Source organism: Gammaproteobacteria bacterium (ex Lamellibrachia satsuma) (assembly GCA_019623805.1).
Taxonomy (GTDB): Bacteria; Pseudomonadota; Gammaproteobacteria; order Chromatiales; family Chromatiaceae; genus QGON01.
In genome coordinates this window covers 3,194,783-3,211,713 of record CP053680.1, presented here as the reverse complement: position 1 = coordinate 3,211,713, position 16,931 = coordinate 3,194,783, and the positions used below count along the sequence as shown (strand labels likewise).

20 protein-coding genes and 1 pseudogene are annotated in these 16,931 nt (G+C 47.8%); 15 read left to right on the top strand and 6 right to left on the bottom strand.

Features of this window, described 5'->3' with window-relative positions; genetic code table 11:
- Positions 1-140: 140 nt before the first annotated feature.
- Entirely contained in the window at positions 141-563 is a 423-nt protein-coding gene (locus tag HPY30_14140) for a hypothetical protein (protein QYZ67019.1), read from the top strand.
- Between the two features lie 223 nt (positions 564-786).
- On the opposite strand, the gene HPY30_14135 is transcribed toward HPY30_14140, so the two are convergent.
- Both HPY30_14135 and nfo read right to left on the bottom strand, forming a co-directional pair.
- Entirely contained in the window at positions 787-1,746 is a 960-nt protein-coding gene (locus HPY30_14135; protein ID QYZ67018.1) for a C4-dicarboxylate ABC transporter, read from the bottom strand.
- 204 nt (positions 1,747-1,950) lie between these two features.
- Positions 1,951-2,796 carry a deoxyribonuclease IV gene (nfo, locus tag HPY30_14130; protein ID QYZ67017.1) on the bottom strand — a complete coding sequence of 282 codons (846 nt, stop codon included), beginning with the start codon at positions 2,794-2,796 and terminating at the stop codon, positions 1,951-1,953.
- A 73-nt stretch (positions 2,797-2,869) separates the two neighbouring features.
- Between nfo and cysZ the strand changes: the two genes are divergently transcribed.
- Positions 2,870-3,616 carry a sulfate transporter CysZ gene (cysZ, locus tag HPY30_14125; protein ID QYZ67016.1) on the top strand — a complete coding sequence of 249 codons (747 nt, stop codon included), beginning with the start codon at positions 2,870-2,872 and terminating at the stop codon, positions 3,614-3,616.
- Positions 3,617-3,789: 173 nt separating this feature from the next.
- On the opposite strand, the gene HPY30_14120 is transcribed toward cysZ, so the two are convergent.
- Complete coding sequence (locus tag HPY30_14120) at positions 3,790-4,053, bottom strand: hypothetical protein (GenBank protein QYZ67015.1); 264 nt, start codon at positions 4,051-4,053, stop codon at positions 3,790-3,792.
- 77 nt (positions 4,054-4,130) lie between these two features.
- Positions 4,131-4,271 carry a hypothetical protein gene (locus tag HPY30_14115; GenBank protein ID QYZ67014.1) on the bottom strand — a complete coding sequence of 47 codons (141 nt, stop codon included), beginning with the start codon at positions 4,269-4,271 and terminating at the stop codon, positions 4,131-4,133.
- 172 nt (positions 4,272-4,443) lie between these two features.
- Here HPY30_14115 and HPY30_14110 point away from each other — a divergent pair, with 172 nt between their 5' ends.
- From HPY30_14110 to HPY30_14100, 3 genes are all read left to right on the top strand, one after another.
- Complete coding sequence (locus tag HPY30_14110) at positions 4,444-5,016, top strand: hypothetical protein (GenBank protein QYZ67013.1); 573 nt, start codon at positions 4,444-4,446, stop codon at positions 5,014-5,016.
- A 96-nt stretch (positions 5,017-5,112) separates the two neighbouring features.
- Positions 5,113-7,059, top strand: coding sequence for an acetate--CoA ligase (gene acs / locus HPY30_14105; protein ID QYZ67012.1), 1,947 nt, complete (start codon positions 5,113-5,115; stop codon positions 7,057-7,059).
- Between the two features lie 82 nt (positions 7,060-7,141).
- Positions 7,142-8,008, top strand: a complete 867-nt coding sequence (locus HPY30_14100) for an oxidoreductase (protein ID QYZ67011.1) — start codon at positions 7,142-7,144, stop codon at positions 8,006-8,008.
- Positions 8,009-8,050: 42 nt separating this feature from the next.
- Here the strand turns inward: HPY30_14100 and HPY30_14095 are convergent, their stop codons facing one another.
- Positions 8,051-9,358 carry an integron integrase gene (locus HPY30_14095; protein QYZ68058.1) on the bottom strand — a complete coding sequence of 436 codons (1,308 nt, stop codon included), beginning with the start codon at positions 9,356-9,358 and terminating at the stop codon, positions 8,051-8,053.
- Between the two features lie 250 nt (positions 9,359-9,608).
- Between HPY30_14095 and HPY30_14090 the strand changes: the two genes are divergently transcribed.
- The 10 genes and pseudogenes from HPY30_14090 to HPY30_14045 all read left to right on the top strand — a co-directional run bounded on the left by HPY30_14090 (position 9,609) and on the right by HPY30_14045 (position 15,338).
- Positions 9,609-10,454 (top strand): restriction endonuclease, encoded by an 846-nt coding sequence (locus HPY30_14090; protein ID QYZ67010.1) that lies wholly within the window; start codon positions 9,609-9,611, stop codon positions 10,452-10,454.
- A gap of 99 nt (positions 10,455-10,553) precedes the next feature.
- Complete coding sequence (locus HPY30_14085; GenBank protein ID QYZ67009.1) at positions 10,554-11,300, top strand: hypothetical protein; 747 nt, start codon at positions 10,554-10,556, stop codon at positions 11,298-11,300.
- A gap of 150 nt (positions 11,301-11,450) precedes the next feature.
- A complete protein-coding gene (locus tag HPY30_14080) occupies positions 11,451-11,789 on the top strand; it encodes a hypothetical protein (protein ID QYZ67008.1) in 339 nt (112 codons plus the stop codon).
- A gap of 51 nt (positions 11,790-11,840) precedes the next feature.
- Positions 11,841-12,170 carry a hypothetical protein gene (locus HPY30_14075; GenBank protein ID QYZ67007.1) on the top strand — a complete coding sequence of 110 codons (330 nt, stop codon included), beginning with the start codon at positions 11,841-11,843 and terminating at the stop codon, positions 12,168-12,170.
- Positions 12,171-12,317: 147 nt separating this feature from the next.
- A complete protein-coding gene (locus tag HPY30_14070; protein ID QYZ67006.1) occupies positions 12,318-12,653 on the top strand; it encodes a hypothetical protein in 336 nt (111 codons plus the stop codon).
- Positions 12,654-12,666: 13 nt separating this feature from the next.
- The gene (locus tag HPY30_14065; GenBank protein QYZ67005.1) at positions 12,667-13,062 is read left to right on the top strand and encodes a hypothetical protein; all 396 of its coding nucleotides are present in this window, start codon (positions 12,667-12,669) and stop codon (positions 13,060-13,062) included.
- 83 nt (positions 13,063-13,145) lie between these two features.
- A complete protein-coding gene (locus HPY30_14060) occupies positions 13,146-13,637 on the top strand; it encodes a YcxB family protein (protein ID QYZ67004.1) in 492 nt (163 codons plus the stop codon).
- 112 nt (positions 13,638-13,749) lie between these two features.
- A complete protein-coding gene (locus tag HPY30_14055; protein ID QYZ67003.1) occupies positions 13,750-14,283 on the top strand; it encodes a hypothetical protein in 534 nt (177 codons plus the stop codon).
- Between the two features lie 22 nt (positions 14,284-14,305).
- A complete protein-coding gene (locus tag HPY30_14050) occupies positions 14,306-14,686 on the top strand; it encodes a hypothetical protein (protein ID QYZ67002.1) in 381 nt (126 codons plus the stop codon).
- 94 nt (positions 14,687-14,780) lie between these two features.
- Positions 14,781-15,338, top strand: a pseudogene (locus tag HPY30_14045) (hypothetical protein).
- A 21-nt stretch (positions 15,339-15,359) separates the two neighbouring features.
- Here the strand turns inward: HPY30_14045 and HPY30_14040 are convergent.
- A complete protein-coding gene (locus HPY30_14040; GenBank protein QYZ67001.1) occupies positions 15,360-16,607 on the bottom strand; it encodes an IS701 family transposase in 1,248 nt (415 codons plus the stop codon).
- Positions 16,608-16,931 lie beyond the last annotated feature (324 nt).

Genomic DNA, 16,931 nt, shown 5'->3' with positions numbered 1-16,931 from the left:
GCACTCAACAGTCATCCCAAAACTTTGGCAAGCCATAACTCCCAAAGCGGTCATACATACAATAACCATGCATTAAATACGGTCAAATGTACTATGGTTCAATTTATATGTCTTTTTTTCGACAGGATCGTTAGCTCCACATGAAAAACTCCACTATGGGAAAACAGGAGCAGTTTCTACTCTTGGAATTCCAAGAACTCCAGGCGAGGTATCGGCAGTTAGTTGACGATACTGTCTGGCTACAACGCTACGTCCTGATTTTTTCAGGTGCGGTTTGGGCTTGGATTTTTTCTGATTCAACCAAGTCACCTCAGAATTTAGCCGTTTGGGCACCTTTTGTAATTACGATATTGTTTTCTTTGAAGGCGATCATCCTCCATTATTACGCGCAGCGGATTCACAGATATCTACATAGAGTCGAAGAATGGATGGAGCTGGATGATCTAGGCTGGTCTACCAGCCAAAGTAAGATGGGATTTGCAAACTGGTTGTTGGTATTTTGGCTTGTCGTAACAATAGTTAATCTATCTCTCGCTTTGATCTACCCTCATCTGAAGACGTGAGAATTACCAAAATGGAGGGTTTGCAAGTAGGATTGGGTCGCCAAAACTTATCGAGCACCACAACCCTGCTTCGTCGGGATTTTATGTTGTCATCAAATCGTCATAAATTTCCAATACAATCTCATTGCCTACTTTGGACAGGCAAGGAAAGTCAGTGATGACACACCCTCCACAAGGACGTGGAGGGACTTTATATCAGGAGGGTGAATAGTTATCTTACTTGTTAATCTTCCGGGCGGCAGATCATATGACGGCTCACGGCACGCGCTGTTCTGTAGAGCAACATAATGATCAGCAGTGTCAGCAGAGTGACAAGCACCCAACTCAATCCCGCATGCGCGACTGATCCAGTATGTTCATACACTACAAGGGTGGCAATGGTTATCGCGGCGATAGGGAAGGAGTAGGCCCACCATGTGAGGAAAAAGTTGATCCGGATAAAAAACCGGTATTGGGTTGCCAGCAGGAGCGTCAGAAAAAGCCCCACATAGTAGAGAATCCTGGCAAACGCATCGAAGTCTCCCGTCAATTTTATATATGAGAGGAAACCCACCGCCGGCGGTGCAATAAGAATAAACAGGGTCGGCATCAGTTTTTCAGGCATCGGGCTATGAAACATGATCCGGTAAAAGATGATCGTCATCAGGACGATCCAGAAAACGACGCCAATACTGAAGAAAAACCACGAAACCTCTGTATATCCCAGTTGCATCCCTGCCACTGGCACCAGTACATTCCCAACCACTGGAATAAACCACGCAGGATTTATGTGATGAATCTCGAACTGATCATGATGAATCCAGACACTCATGATATAGAGCGTAAATCCAATATGCATCACAGTACCCATCAACCATAAAGGTTCTGCGGCCACAGGCAGCGTATGCAAAGAGACAATGGAGAGCAGTAGCAGGCTGATGGAGATACTGGGAAAGAAATTCATCTTCACAGGATGATTTAATTCCCGAATAACTGCATCACGAAAATAGAGGATTTTTCTCACATAGAAGAAAAGCAACACCACAAACAGACCGGCGACAAACAGCGCCAGCGCTCCATCGACATTCAACTGCAAACCGAACGCACGTTGAAACGTGCTCCAGGCAATCGTAAGCCCACACAACCCCATCACAATGGAAAAGAAGGAGATGGGGAAATTCTCTAATCGGGATGGGTTAGACATAATGAATTCTCCGGTAAGCAGCTACTGCATTCAGCTCAACGGAGAGAATCTGTAACCGGTTTTTAAAGGCTACAGCATCCACAATTACCTGCAGGCATGCATTGCGTAAACGCAAATTCCGCAGTTTCTATAAGCTTGTTGATATTGTTTGGCAGGGGCCAGAGCCTGATTTAGAGCGTTGTTGATGACCTCAAGCTTGGTTCTCTATTCGGTGGAAAACCGATAGAGCGCCTGTATCTCCTCTCGCCAGATTGTGTCATCGATCGTCTCCAGCACCATGGGAATATCGTCAAAACGTGGGTCCCGCATAATAAAGCTGAAGGCATCCCAGCCGATCTTTCCCTGGCCGAGACTATGGTGCCGGTCCACTCTGGCCCCCAGATCAGGCTTGCTATCGTTGAGGTGCATGCCACGCAGATAGTTGAAGCCGACGATGCGCTCAAACTCATCGAAGGTCTGCCCGCAGGCGTCACTGGTCCGCAGATCATAGCCGGAGACAAATGTGTGACAGGTATCGAGACAGACACCTATCCTGCGTTTGTCCTCCACCCCTTCAATAATTCGGGCCAACTGCTCAAACCTGTAGCCCAGCGTGGAGCCTTGACCTGCAGTGTTTTCGATCACCGCTGTCACCCCTTTCGTCTGCTCCAGGGCGATATTTATCGACTCGGATACGCGGTCGAGACTCGCCTCCTCACCGATCTTTCGCAGGGTGGCGCCGGGATGGAAGTTAAGAAGTTTCAGACCGAGCTGTTCACAGCGCTGCATCTCGTCGACAAAGGCGGCACGGGATTTCTCCAGCTCCTCGGTTTCCGGATGCCCGAGATTGATCAGATAACTGTCGTGGGGCAGCACATGTTCCGGGGCGATACCGACCTGTTCTAGATTCACTTTGAAACCCTCTACCGCCTCATCGGTCAGCGGCTTTGCCTTCCATTGACGTTGGTTCTTGGTGAATAGCGCAAAGGCCTTCGCACCAATTTTTTCAGCATTCAACGGGGCGTTCTGAACACCACCGGAAGCACTGACGTGGGCGCCTACAAACTTCATTGGTTCTGTCCTTTGGTTATTGAATCTCTAACTCTGTTAAAATCCAGCTTTTATCAAAACAGACCGAAGCAACATGGCAAACAATCCCCTCTCCGGCGTCGGCTATCTGCTGCGCGGCTTAAGCCTGATAAGCAAACCCGGGCTGAGACGTTTCGTACTCATCCCCCTGCTGATCAATATCCTGGTCTTCAGCCTGCTGGTTGGGATAGGAATCAGCCAGTTCGATCTGCTGATGGATCACTTTCTGCCCGCCGACGACAGCTGGCTCTCCTACCTGCGCTGGCTGCTTTGGCCAATCTTCGCTCTGGCACTGTTGCTAATCATCTTCTACACCTTTACCGTCATCGCCAACCTGATCGCCGCGCCATTCAACGGCCTGCTGGCAGAGAAGGTGGAGCTCTATCTCGGCGGCCGGTTGCAGGAGGAGAGCGGCAGCATCAAACAGGTGATGAAGGATATTCTTCCTGCCCTGTTTTCTGAACTGCGCAAGATACTCTATTTTTTGCTGCGGGCGATCCCACTGCTGATTCTCTTCGCGATCCCGGTGCTCAACATCGTTGCACCCTTTTTATGGATCGCCTTCGGTGCCTGGTTTCTCTCTATCGAGTATAGCGACTACCCGATGGGCAATCACAGCCTGCTCTTCAAGGATCAGCACAAACGTCTGAAAAAGGCCCGTTTTACTGCGATGGCATTTGGTGGCAGCGTCACGCTATTGATGATGGTGCCCATCCTGAATTTTGTCGCAATGCCGGCGGCGGTGGCCGGGGCCACTGTCTTCTGGAAAGAGCGTCTGGAGAAAGCCGCAGGCAACGCTTAGACTATTTGTCGGGCTACACCACGCGCAAACGACTATATCTGATTCAAGTTTTGTAGTGTTTCGCGACTATAGCCCGTATAAGCTCTCCTCCCACTTTGCAAGTTTGCAAGACTGTGCACCGTTGATAATAGGAACCGGATTTCTTACGCATATCCAGCCTGTTGATGGGGACATTATCCCCCCCCGGCCTCGATGAAATGTACGCGCACCGTCCTTATCGACCTATCTGATTGTTCTGCCTTCGTGTTAGCCAGGTTTTCAATACGCCGGTATGACCTATTGCGGAGTTTGCACCAGCCATATAGCTCCATCTCCAGCAGCCAGGCTGAAATGTGACCAATACTTTTCAACAGCATTGTCCGCCTGACCTGCTCCAGTTTCTTGCCCGAACCGTCGGCAATCCGACAATCGCGTTCATACTCCAACTCCCAGGCCAAGCCTATCTCCACCTCATCTTGTTCACTCGGGACATGTACTATCTGCAGGGTACAATGGAGCCAATGTCCCTCTCTGCCTACTCCGTACAACTGACCACCAACGCTTCCGCAGGAAACCACAACTTTACCCGTGTCTGCCCAATCTCTACCAGCAGCACCTTCAGGTCACGAGCCACGATCATACGTTGACGCTGCTTTCCCGCGTAGCTAAACAGCAACTACCATTCGTACACGTTCAGTTCAATTGCCTGGTATAAAACTGCTGGTACAGATGTAATACTCTCCTTTAGGGGTTTTTGGTTGATGTCATCTCTAGGTTCTCCATTTTTGCCTTCCCTATTAGAGGCTTAGCTCCCCTCTATAGTACCTACAGTCGCTGAGGAATAGACCGTGCTGTTAGAACTCTACAAAAAACTCATCCTGCTGGGCATAGTCATCGGCCCCATCTTCTGGCTGGTATTTACCGATGATGGACAACGCCGCTCCGATTCGGTCTTTCTCTGGCTCAAAGGAGAGAACACAATCGAATTCAATCTCAAGGAATTGGATGCCGCACTCACCGAGACCGAACTGAAAACCGTCTATCCCGATATCACCTGGCAGTGCGAAACGCGGGAGACCAGCTTCGGCGACCGTCTCTGCCTGACACTGATCGGCACCTTCAACGGCATCCCGGCAAAATATCTGACACTCTTTTTTGCCGACCAGCGCATCAGCGCCCTGAAACTGATATATCATCCCGGCTACCATGAGCAATTACAGATCCAACTGCTCCAGCAGTTGGGGGAGGCCGAGGACGAAAGCCGAGCGGCGGTGACCTCCCCTGCCCCGGACAGCATCGTTCGCTGGCGCACGAACCATGGAGAGGTCGTTCTCAAACGCGAACTTACCGAAGATGAGGAGGCCGCCCTTTTCTGGCTGTCGCCCTCACACCTGATGAGCTATCGGCAGCCTGATTCATAATCAGTAACACTGGCTGATACTATCCGGAAATATGGACCTTTCGGACCAGGTGCTTTATAAACGCAATGAAAGAACCACTGAATCGAGGAGAAAAAGATGGCTGATGAGAAGGTCTACCCAGTTCCCGCCGATTTCGCCGCCCAGGCGAATATCACAGCAGAACAGTATCAGGAGATGTACCAACGCTCCGTGGACGACCCCGAGGGCTTCTGGGGCGAGCAGGCTGAAGAGTACCTCACCTGGTTCAGCAAGTGGGACAAGACACTGGACTGGAGCTTCGCGGAAGACGATCTCCACATAGAGTGGTTCAAGGGCGGCAAGCTCAACGTCTCCTACAACTGCCTCGACCGTCATCTGGAGACCCGCGGCGACCAGACTGCCATTCTTTGGGAGTCTGATGATCCCGGAGTCGACAAAAAGATCACCTACAGTGAACTGCATGCCGACGTAAACAAGTTCGCCAATGTGCTCAAATCCCGCGGCGTAAAAAAAGGCGACCGTGTCTCCATCTACATGCCGATGATCCCCGAAGCGGTTGTGGCCATGTTGGGCTGTACTCGCATCGGCGCGGTGCACTCCATCGTCTTCAGCGCCTTCTCTCCTGACGCGTTGAAAGATCGCATCCTCGATTCCGATTGCCAGTGCCTGATCACCGCCGACCAGTCGATCCGTGGCGGTAAGCATCTGCCCCTTAAGGCCAACGCCGACGCAGCCCTGGCCAACTGCCCTGACGTACACACCTCCATCGTCGTAAAGCACGGCGGTAAGGCTGTCGAGTGGACCGAAGGTCGCGACGTCTGGTATCACGAAATGCTGGCGGGGGCCGACCCTGTCTGCGAGCCGGAACAGATGGACGCCGAAGACCCGCTCTTTATCCTCTACACTTCCGGCTCCACCGGCAAACCCAAGGGGGTACTGCACACCACCGGCGGCTACCTTCTGCAGGCGGCAATGACCCACAAAACCGTTTTCGACTACAAGGACGGCGAAGTCTACTGGTGTACCGCCGACATAGGCTGGGTCACCGGCCACAGCTACATCGTCTATGGACCGCTCACCAACGGCGCCGTCAGCCTGATGTTCGAAGGCATCCCCACCTATCCCGACGCCGGCCGCTTCTGGCAAGTCTGCGACAAGCACAACGTGGCCAGCTTCTACACTGCCCCCACTGCCATCCGCGCCCTGATGGCCTGTGGTGAAGACCTCGTGAAAGCCACCAGCCGCAAAAGCCTGCGTCTGCTCGGCACCGTTGGCGAGCCGATCAACCCCGAGGCTTGGGAGTGGTACAATCGTGTGGTGGGCGACAATAACTGCCCCATCGTCGATACCTGGTGGCAGACCGAGACCGGCGCCCACATGCTGACCCCCCTGCCCGGTGCCACCCCGCTGAAACCCGGTTCTGCCACCCAACCCTTCTTCGGTGTACAACCCGTGTTGCTGGATGATGAAGGCAATGAGATCGACGGCAATCCGGCCTCCGGCAACCTGGCGATCAAACACCCATGGCCGTCCTCGATGCGCACGCTGTATGGCGACCATCGACGCTTCTACGAGACCTACTTCCAGATGTACCCCGGCTACTACTTCACCGGCGACGGCGCCCGTCGCGACGAAGACGGCTACTACTGGATTACCGGGCGTGTCGACGACGTACTCAACGTCTCCGGGCACCGCTTGGGCACCGCCGAGATCGAATCGGCACTGGTACTGCATGAGAAGGTCGCAGAAGCCGCCGTGGTGGGTTACCCCCACGAGATCACAGGCCAGGGTATCTACGCTTATGTCACCCTGATGGGCGGAGAAGCGTATGTCGAGGAGCTGAAAGCCGAACTGGTCGCACTGGTACGCAAAGAGATTGGCCCCATCGCCAAGGTCAACATCATCCAGTGGGCGCCCGGTTTGCCCAAGACCCGTTCCGGAAAAATCATGCGCCGTATCCTGCGCAAGATTGCAGCCAATGAGATCGATGCCTTGGGAGATACATCCACACTGGCTGATCCTTCAGTGGTTGAAAACCTGATCGAGAATCGGGCTAACAAGTAACCTGTAATTATGGAATGAAAAGAGGCGACATGAGCCGCCTCTTTTTATTACCCAGATTGATCCACCGGACATGAAACAAATCATGAATAATTCCACACCAGATTACGCCTTGAGCAATACCTGCCCTGCCGTGGTAATCGACAGCCGGCGCATCTCGCCCGACGATACCGATGAAATCAGGGTCATCAGGCTGGGTATCGCCGATCCCGCTTTTCGTTTCCTGGAAGGACAAACCATCGGCGTGCTGGTGCCAGGCCCCCACGCCTTTGGAACCAAGCCCCATCATCGCTACTACTCCATCGCCAATGCACGTGACAAGCAGGCCGACGATGAGATCGAGATCCAGATCATTGTTCGTCGTTGCTTCTATATCGATGAGATCTCAGGCGAACAGTTTCCGGGCATCGCTTCAAATTACCTTTGTGATGCAAAATCCGGCGACCCGATCACACTCACAGGTCCCTACAAAAGCGTCTTCAATATGCCGAAGACGCGCGATAGCAACCTGCTGATGATCGGCAGTGGAACCGGCATCGCACCCTTTCGCGCCTTTATCCAACGTATCTACAGCACACACCAGGGATGGGATGGAAAAGTCAGACTCTTTTTCGGCGATATGAACGGACTTGATCTGCTCTATATGAATGACGTCGACAGCGACTTGGCCAACTACTATGTGAATGAGACCTTTGAAGCTTACCAGAGCATCAGCACCAAATATGGTGTAAATGCTGATGAAGCACTGGAGTTGACCTTGGAGGAACATGCAACAGAAGCCTGGGATATGCTGCAGGATCCGAAGACCCATGTATTTCTCGCGGGCACTCGCAAGGCCAATGACGCGCTAGACAAAATTCTGGCCCAGCTTGCAGGCTCCACGGAAACCTGGGATGTGATGAGACAAAAAATGAAGGATGAAAATCGCTGGTCAGAATTGCTCTACCTCTGAGCAGAAGTATCCCGATGAACACACTCCGTGTTCAGAACGGGATCAGGTAGCCAACAGATCGACCGGGCTGCGAACACCATGTCCGCCACGCTGCATGACGTGAGTGTAAATCTCAGTGGTAGAGACATTTGCATGCCCCAACAGGGCCTGTACAGTACGGATGTCCTGCCCCGACTCCAACAAATGGGTGGCAAAGGAGTGACGTAAGGTATGGCTGGTTACGCGCTTGTCAATACCGGCTTCCAATGCTGCCCGTCGCACCGCCTTCTGTAGCGCAGACTCATGCATGTGATGGCGCCGGGCAGCACCACTTCTCGGGTCCGTAGAGATACGGCTGGCAGGAAACAGATATTGCCAACGCCACTCCTTCGCCGCATTCGGGTACTTACGTTTCAAAGCGCTCGGCAGGTAGGTCTCGCCGAAACCTTTTCTTAGATCCTCATCGTGTAGTTTTTCCGCCTCCGTCATGTTTTCCCGGACGGTGTTACTGAGGCTATCCGGTAGTGGCACGACCCTATCCTTGCCGCCCTTTCCATGACGTACTGTAATCTGCCGGTAGTCAAAATCAAGGTCCATAACACGCAGCCTGACACACTCCATAACACGCATTCCGGTACCATACATCAGCGATGCCATCAGATGCGTACGACCGTTCATGCAGTCAAGCAAGGCCTTCACTTCCCGATGTGACAAAACCGTAGGAATACGCCGTTTCGGCCGGGCGCGGACGAACGAAACAGCATCAGTAACATCGAGACCCAGAACCTCACGATAGAGAAAGATCAAAGCATTGAGTGCCTGATGCTGAGTAGACGAAGAGACACTCCTCTGAACAGCAAGGTGCTCCAGGTAAGCGGCAATCCCTTTTGCGGCAAGGGTTTCAGGATCAGCCCATTGGTGAAAAGAAAGATAGCGGGCAACCCATTGGCGGTAGGCCTTCTCCGTGTTATAGGCAAGCCCCCTCACCCGCAGAGCAGTCAGCAGGCGCTTGAACAGATCCGGAGCATTTGCTGCAAAATTGCGCGAGTGGATGTCAGCGTCCACATTGAAGAGCAGCAACGGATCGGTGGTAATTACATCTCTTCCATGTGTCGCGTGATCATTTTCAAGCGATTTAGCTGCCAGGAAAATCCCCTTCCAGTCAATCAAACCGCACCAATCCACATCGAGTTGCCGACAGAATAAGATACGCAGCGCATCTACCGCTTGACTAAAGCGCCACGCCTCAAGCCGCTGATCCCGCCCGATTGTCTCAAGATATGAAGCCACCTGCTTCGCTGTATGTTCAGCAAGCCTTGCTGGTTTGGTGGCAGTAATATACGCCTCTACATGCCTCCTGTACCAAGGCATTGCACGTGCAGCGACAGACTCATTTCTCAGTAACTTCTGATAGTTACCCCAAAACTGAGCAACTTTTACCCGATCTTTCTGCAAGACATCCTGATTCATCTCCGCCCTCCGTGGCTGGATTCCAATTCCCATTGGAGTACACTACATTGAGGAAGAATTGAAAACAATATCCCGAAGCAGGATAACTCCCAATATGTGGGATTATTTGGGAAGCTGTATATTTAACTGTTAAATGTCATAAAGGAAGATCGTGGAAATATTCAAATACAAATACGATGAACTTTTTAATCCAGTGCTACAGGCTTTGCATAAGCTTGGTGGCTCTGGTACCAATTCTGAAATTGAAGAACAAGTCATCCTATTGCTCAATCTTTCAAACGAAGAAATAGAAGACATTCATAGGGGCAACACCACAAAGCTTTCCTATAGGTCAGCATGGGCAAGAAATTATCTAAAACGACTCGGGTTAATAGAGAATTCTAGCCGCGCAGTATGGTCTTTAACGGCAGAAGGGCTAAAGACAACAGAAATTGATAAAGATGAAGCAAAGAAAATCGTTAAAGAGCTATCAGGTGTAAAAAAACAAAAGCCGCAAGAAGCTGAAGCAGTAGATGAATCAGAAGAGCTAAGTGAGTTAACCTGGGAAGAAGAATTAATAGAAATATTAAAAACAATTGAGCCCGATGCCTTTGAGAGATTGAGTCAACGGCTACTTAGAGAACTAGGTTTCACAAATGTAGAAGTTACAGGCAAAACAGGTGATGGTGGCATTGATGGTGTTGGTGTAATAAAACTAGGCGGTGTTTTGTCTTTTCATGTTGTATTTCAAAGTAAGCGTTATTCTGGATCAGTATCATCGAGTGCAATTAGAGATTTTCGTGGTGCTATGATTGGCAGAGCTGACAAGGGTGTGTTTATAACTACAGGCACATTTACACGTAGCGCTAAGCAGGAGTCACAACGTGATGGCGCGCCACCAATTGATTTAATTGATGGCAATGATTTGGCTGAACATCTTAAAAACCTAAGATTAGGGGTTGATGTACAAATGCGTGAAGAAGTAACAATTAAGCCGTCATGGTTCAAAGACATTTAACAAGTAGCTCAACCCGACCATTTATACGCCGTTTCGCTTCGCTGCACTCTGTATAAATGGCCGGTTAGCAAAGCGTTATGTGTAAAAAGGAAAAGTAGAATGAAGGCAATATTCAAACCTCCTAGAGAACCTTACACTGGCAATCTTCTTTGGGATATTGTTGAAGCTCGTGCATTTAGCTCTGAAATCACGAATTCTCTCGAGATGTTAAGGAAAAAAGGGTATTGGGCAAGTCCTTTTCCAGAAGGTGATGGTGTTACATTCACTGATGAAGGAAAATCAAAGAAAGATATAGAATTGCTAAATGATTTCAGAGCATGTTTTGATTGGTTAGAAATTAGTCTAGATTTAACTTTTTCTAAAGAAAATATAAAAACGAAACCTGCGGAATCAAAGCTGAGTTTTGAAAAAAATGTGGTACTTAGTAAAATTGAAATTGCACTTACACAATTGGAAGATGCTATTGAGTTATTTATAACAGGAAAAAGACTATCGGTTATTACATTGGCTGGCGCAGCAGATGGAATATTTGCTGGTTTATTAAAGCAGCGCGGTGATAAAAATGCTGCTGAAGATACGTGGAAATATATTGAAGAGATGCGAGCTAATACGGGTATGGCTTATGCCGGTGATCGAACTAAAAAAGAAGCCTTTAATGAGTGGAATGAACACAGAAATCGTTTGAAGCATCATGATAATCGAGATGAAGAAACATTGGAGTTTAGTGCTTTTGATCAAGCCTATTATGCTATTCAAAGGGCTAATGCAGATGCTGAAAAACTTGGAGTTGAAGCAAAGAATCGTCAAGAATATGAGAACTGGTTAATTGAAACCATATATATGTAAAAACACATAACAAATAGCTCCAGCGGACTTTTGGTACTGGGTGGTTTTATGTGCATGCCTTCGGCATTTTTAGCACAAAAACCACCCAGTACCAAAAGCCGCTGAGCAAGGCGTTATGTGAAAAAATGAAATACAAAACGAGGAATCAAAATGTCCCGTGATATTGATACAAAGGTAATTGGGTGCTTCTCGTACAAGTCTAAAACCGAAGTTACTTGTGACGGAGATGCTTGCATAATTTCAGGCTCTGAAAAGTCCATGCGTGATTATCTACTATCAATGTCAAAAGAAGCACATGAAGAATCAACAATTAAAAAAACAAGGTTTGGTGAAATAATACAAGGGTTAAAGCGTGGTGGCGCATATGCATTTGATGAAGAATCTTATAATCGCTTTTATCCTCTTGCCAATAGAATTGGGTATGATTTAAAAGAAGAAGAATTTGCTCCAACAGAAACTGGGCGGCATTTTGTGGTAATAAGACCATAAATCATCACAATATCCTTGAAATTCAAGTAACATAAAAAAGAATCAAAACAAATGCCAAAGAAAAATTTCATTCCAAATAAGTTAAAGCCATGGATTGAAGCAAGAAAGAAATATAGTTTGTCTCATGCCCAAATACAAATGGCTAGGGAACTTGGTTTAAATCCAAAGAAATTTGGTAGCCTTGGTAACACAAAACAGCAACAGTGGAAGCTCCCACTGCCTGAGTTTATTGAAGAAATATATTTCAAGCATTTCAAAAAAAGAGCACCAGAAAACGTAAGGTCTATTGAGCAAGTTGTAAAAGACAAAGCAAGAAAAAAAGCGGAGTCCAAAGCACGTAAAGAAGCAGCAAGGTCTGGTGATGAGGCAACAATCACATAACAAAAGGTTGCACTCCGACCCACCTAACTTTTGCGGCGTTTCAAGCGCATTGGTTTCAATTGGCTATGTCATGCAATCAAGTTCTGTGTGGTTAATCCGGTGGTCGGGTGAACCTAAACGTTAGCTTTACAAAAAAAGGAGAGCGCAATGCGAACAAAACGCAACTCAACAATTATGGCTATGTCGCTTATTGGTCTAGGACTGCTCTATCAAAATTCTGCAACCGCAGATGTGGTGGATGACGCATATAGGCTTTGTTCAGCCCTTGAAGGAACTGGCCTTACAACTGAGTGCGAGGTTAAAGGATGGGGTTCAACCGTTGATGTAAGAATTGCAACGAGTAGCAGTGAAGCCAGAAAAATATGTTCAGGCGTAGTAGATATGATGGCAAAGCAAACAAGAAGCTTTAATGGCAAATGGAAGTTACAAATATTTTCACCTTACAGTGGTGATCATCCTATTGCCACATGCACTTTACTGTAATTGAGGGGGGAAAATGAAAAAGCTATTCATGCTTGTGGTTGTCGCCCTAATCAATATTTCAATTACACATGCAGCCGATAAGGGCACATTTACAACAAATCAAATATGCAAGGCAGGCATCGCAAAGATAATGGGGCGTGATCCTGCAATAATCAAAATAGACCGCACCAGCGGGGAAACAATATACCTTTCATATATCCGACAGGATGACAAAACCAAATGGAAATACAAGTGTAAATTAAATGGCAATCAAATTTTGTGGGGGTCTGATACTGGGCGTTGGCGTACACATGCAATGGATTCAAAGGTTCGTTACAAGATAAACGGTAATTCAATTACAGTAACTGATACTTTTAGTGACGGTTCCTCAAGTAAAGAAACATATTCGGTAGAGAACATCGGTAATTGAAAGCAAAAAAGCTAACAAAAAGCTCCAGCGGACGCGCCAAAGGCGCGCGCCGCTGAGCTTAGACGTTATGTTTAATAAGAAACATGGAAGCAACGTATAAAATATCTGAGAAGGACTATGTAAAGGCTAGCCAGTTGTATTCACAATTGGAAAAGCCTGCAAAATTGCGTTACTCAGTAGCAATACCTATTTTGCTTGTAGTCTCAGTTATTAGCGATTCATCTACATTAAAATATGCGTGTATATTCGCAATCATTGGCGGCATCCTGGGCCACCTAATTCAGCAGCATTTATATATTCCATGGAATGCAAAAAAAATATATAAAAAACATAAAACGGCACATGAACAAATAGCTGTAAAAAGTACAGATGAAGGAATAATCTTCAAATCTGCAAATGGTAAAGGGATGCTTCACTGGAAAGATATTTGTTACTGGAAGGAAAGTTCTGAGCTTGTCTTGGTTTATCAAGCACCAAATCTATATCACATTATTCCTAGCCATATAGAAAACCAAGGCTTTGATCTAGGCAATGTTAGAGAATTACTGAAAATCCATGCAAAGAAAAAAACATAACAAGGTGGTCAACAACGCTCGTACCTCGCTTGGACGCTCACTTCGTTCGCGCCAGTTACCACAACGTTAGGCATAATAATGACACGACATTCCGGATTTATAGGAAATACACATGTTTGGACTATCTAAACGTGAACGGTATGAAAAAAAGGTGAGGGTAATACTTAGCGCCCTTTCCATCGATCTTCCCGATATGCCCGGCCCTTCAATAGCCCCCCTTATTGAAGAGAATTTTCGAGAGCATTGGAATGATGTCATTAACGAAGGAATTGAAAAACATCAATCACCAAGCCTTATTGCGTTTATGCTCGCTGGCCTCAACTTCCAAGATATGCTGATTAATGCCATAAATGAATCTGATCGTGTGCACATGCAAAAATGCATTAAGGAAAAAATCTACGAATTTGAAGAATGCGGGGCGTTTCTTACTAGATTAAAGTTTTACACAATGATGGGTTATGGCATGTCAAAACGTGACATTGATCCATCAGTTCTATCTGCAATGATTAGAGATATCCATCGCACACTGTTTGGCTATGAAGATAGCCTTGATGACACCATCGAATATATGGCTCAAGGTAGCTATTTGTTAAAAAAGGAGTTAGAAGAATCGGAGTACTTTCGTAACCTTAGAGCAAAGGCCTAACTCAAAGCGGTAAACAACAGATATGGTAAGTCTCGGAAAAGCCTGGATCGTTCTAGAGGAGTCATTTCATTCCGGTCAAAAGCAATTGGTGGCAGTATTAAGCCCGAGGAAAACTAGCGCTTATGTGGCTGAATACATTGAACAAGCATATGTAGACCGTTTCGCTAACTTTGATGAAAAAATCACGTTTAAGAAAAACAGGAAAAATTCACCATACAGAATTGAGCGTTACATGATAGGGGACACAACAATCAGCCATGGCCATGAACCAATATTCAATGCTTACTATGCACACAAGCTGGAGCGTGACGATAGGCTTCTCAGATTTCATTATCGCATCTACAAAGGTGACTTCGATAGCAGAGAAGTCACGGAATACATTGAGGAAGTAAGAATTGCCTAACAATGCCGTAAACTCGGACGCATTTTTCGTTCGCTGCGCTCACTACAAATGCGCCGGTTACGGCTGGCGTTAAGTGCAAAAAGGATCTGAGGAAATGGAAACTATCGTTGTATTCGCCAATTCTGTAAAACATGGCCAACATTGCGTGGCGGGTAAAAGCTTAGCTTCGAGGCAATGGATTCGGCCGGTCGCAGACGCAAATGGAAAAGAACTCGATCATGAACAAGCGAAGTATCGAAATCCATATGGCCGATTCTTGGTAAAACCACTTCAAAAAATACAGATGGAATTAGGTGCTAATGTACCCCTAACCCATCAACCCGAAAATTACTTAATCACTGACAGAGAGTGGTCACAACATTACAAAATTGAGCCACACGAAGTACCACCTTTTCTAGATGCTCCAGATAATTTATGGGGGCACGGGCATGCCGTAGATGCAAACTTGGTAAATATTGGGTTAATTAATATCCAGCAATCTCTTTATCTAATATATGCTCCAGACCTGAATTTATACAGAAACGAGGATAATAAAAGGAGGGTCGCATTTTCCTACAATGGCTCAAACTACGATTTCCCGGTGACTGACCCCAATTTTGATGCTCTATTAAGTGGAGAGAAGGAAAATCATGGATTCATCTGCGCAAGTCTAGTTCTACTTTGTCAGATTCCATCACCCGGCAACCGACTGTTCCAGCGTCTGTTTTCGATATTGGGAGTCGATAGCCGCTTGTCGTTTACGATGCCGTTTCGTCATTTGCCGTAGTATTTCATCGCGTTCAATATCTCGCCGTGGCAGGAAGGCACGCAATAGCGATTCGATGTCTGAACAACTGAGTAAGGGGTGATCATCTTTTTGCACAATTCGCTCTTCGAGCATGAATAACATCGCCATCATGACCAAGGCCATATGGTGATGCCAGGATTTCCATTTACGGGCCTGATAATCAGCAAGACCTGATTCACTCTTACCATCCTGGAACGAACGCTCAACCCAGAACCGCTGCGCCTGCATCTTTGCAAGACAATGGGATGGCGTTTCTTCCGGTGCATTCGACAAGGTGTATTTAATCGTCTCCGGTGAATTGACCTCTCGTCGTACAATCAGGTGCCATTGATGTGCCTGGGCTTCTTTTCCATCCCAAAGCCAAACCCGATGATGCAGGATCTCGACGCGCAGTTTGCCCTTGCTGCTATCCCGTAATACCACTTGCTGCCACTCGCTGTCCCGTTGCTCATTGAGCCACTGGTCAACGCGCAGACGGGCTGCCTGGGCTTGCAGACGACTTCGACGACGACCGCGCGTTGTCGTGCTCTCCGGTATGAACGGCTGTGGATCTTCCAGGTAGACCTGTTGGTCTTTGTGGATGTCCACCACAAAGGTTTCACCCATCGCCTCCAAACCCCTCAGAAAAGCCGGATCCTTCCCGTATCCCCCATCTGCACCCACCCAGGCAAAACGCAGGCCAAGCGTCCTCTGATGACGCACCATCTCCAGCGCCAACTCTGACTTGCTTTGATGTTTCCGTTCAACTTCCGGGATACCCACCTTGCGACAGCGAGCCGGGTTCGATACCCACTCTTTGGGTAGATAGAGACGTTCATCTATCAGCGTGGACAAGTGCCCTTTACCCAGTGCTGCGAATACACCAACCTGGCAGTTATCCACCTTGCCCTGGCGGCCATTCCATTGGCGTTTAACCCCCACTGAATGTTTACCCTTCTTGGCAAGGCCACTCTCATCGAGCAACAGACAGGTATCCGCGGTTCCACCCAGCCATTGATCGGCTTCCAGCGCCACTTGGTCTAACACCGCACGATGATCCCACGGGGACTCGGTGAGCATATGCTGGAGACGCTGATCATCTGCGCCTGCAACCACCTCTTCCATGCGTTCCATGTTCTTTCTCTGCGCTTGCATCAGGCCTTTGAGATAGTGTGTGACCGGTTGAAACACCGACCTCGTCTTGCTTCGAAAATGGGATTCAAAGCGGTACTGGAAACGTTGGAATCGCTCCGCTATGCGATCGATTCTACTTATGCGCGTATCAGGTAATTCAAATGACCTTGGTGCTTGTCATTTGATGCTCTTCCTTACGATGATTGCCAAGAAATTCACAGCATATATTTTATATTATTCAGTGAGTTACTTATAGATCTAATCTGACAAAGTAGAACTAGGTGAGGAGTATAATGGGCGGCATTATAAAATCGCTGCAACCATCTTATAGCAGAATTGGGAAAT

Excerpts from the sequence above, each read along its gene's own strand:
- HPY30_14140 (QYZ67019.1), top strand. The coding sequence starts at position 141 with ATGAAAAACTCCACTATGGGAAAACAGGAGCAGTTTCTACTCTTGGAA.
- HPY30_14135 (QYZ67018.1), bottom strand. The coding sequence starts at position 1,746 with ATGTCTAACCCATCCCGATTAGAGAATTTCCCCATCTCCTTCTTTTCC.
- nfo (QYZ67017.1), bottom strand. The coding sequence starts at position 2,796 with ATGAAGTTTGTAGGCGCCCACGTCAGTGCTTCCGGTGGTGTTCAGAAC.
- cysZ (QYZ67016.1), top strand. The coding sequence starts at position 2,870 with ATGGCAAACAATCCCCTCTCCGGCGTCGGCTATCTGCTGCGCGGCTTA.
- acs (QYZ67012.1), top strand. The coding sequence starts at position 5,113 with ATGGCTGATGAGAAGGTCTACCCAGTTCCCGCCGATTTCGCCGCCCAG.
- HPY30_14100 (QYZ67011.1), top strand. The coding sequence starts at position 7,142 with ATGAATAATTCCACACCAGATTACGCCTTGAGCAATACCTGCCCTGCC.
- HPY30_14095 (QYZ68058.1), bottom strand. The coding sequence starts at position 9,358 with ATGCCTTGGTACAGGAGGCATGTAGAGGCGTATATTACTGCCACCAAA.
- HPY30_14085 (QYZ67009.1), top strand. The coding sequence starts at position 10,554 with ATGAAGGCAATATTCAAACCTCCTAGAGAACCTTACACTGGCAATCTT.
- HPY30_14080 (QYZ67008.1), top strand. The coding sequence starts at position 11,451 with ATGTCCCGTGATATTGATACAAAGGTAATTGGGTGCTTCTCGTACAAG.
- HPY30_14075 (QYZ67007.1), top strand. The coding sequence starts at position 11,841 with ATGCCAAAGAAAAATTTCATTCCAAATAAGTTAAAGCCATGGATTGAA.
- HPY30_14070 (QYZ67006.1), top strand. The coding sequence starts at position 12,318 with ATGCGAACAAAACGCAACTCAACAATTATGGCTATGTCGCTTATTGGT.
- HPY30_14065 (QYZ67005.1), top strand. The coding sequence starts at position 12,667 with ATGAAAAAGCTATTCATGCTTGTGGTTGTCGCCCTAATCAATATTTCA.
- HPY30_14060 (QYZ67004.1), top strand. The coding sequence starts at position 13,146 with ATGGAAGCAACGTATAAAATATCTGAGAAGGACTATGTAAAGGCTAGC.
- HPY30_14055 (QYZ67003.1), top strand. The coding sequence starts at position 13,750 with ATGTTTGGACTATCTAAACGTGAACGGTATGAAAAAAAGGTGAGGGTA.
- HPY30_14050 (QYZ67002.1), top strand. The coding sequence starts at position 14,306 with ATGGTAAGTCTCGGAAAAGCCTGGATCGTTCTAGAGGAGTCATTTCAT.
- HPY30_14040 (QYZ67001.1), bottom strand. The coding sequence starts at position 16,607 with ATGCAAGCGCAGAGAAAGAACATGGAACGCATGGAAGAGGTGGTTGCA.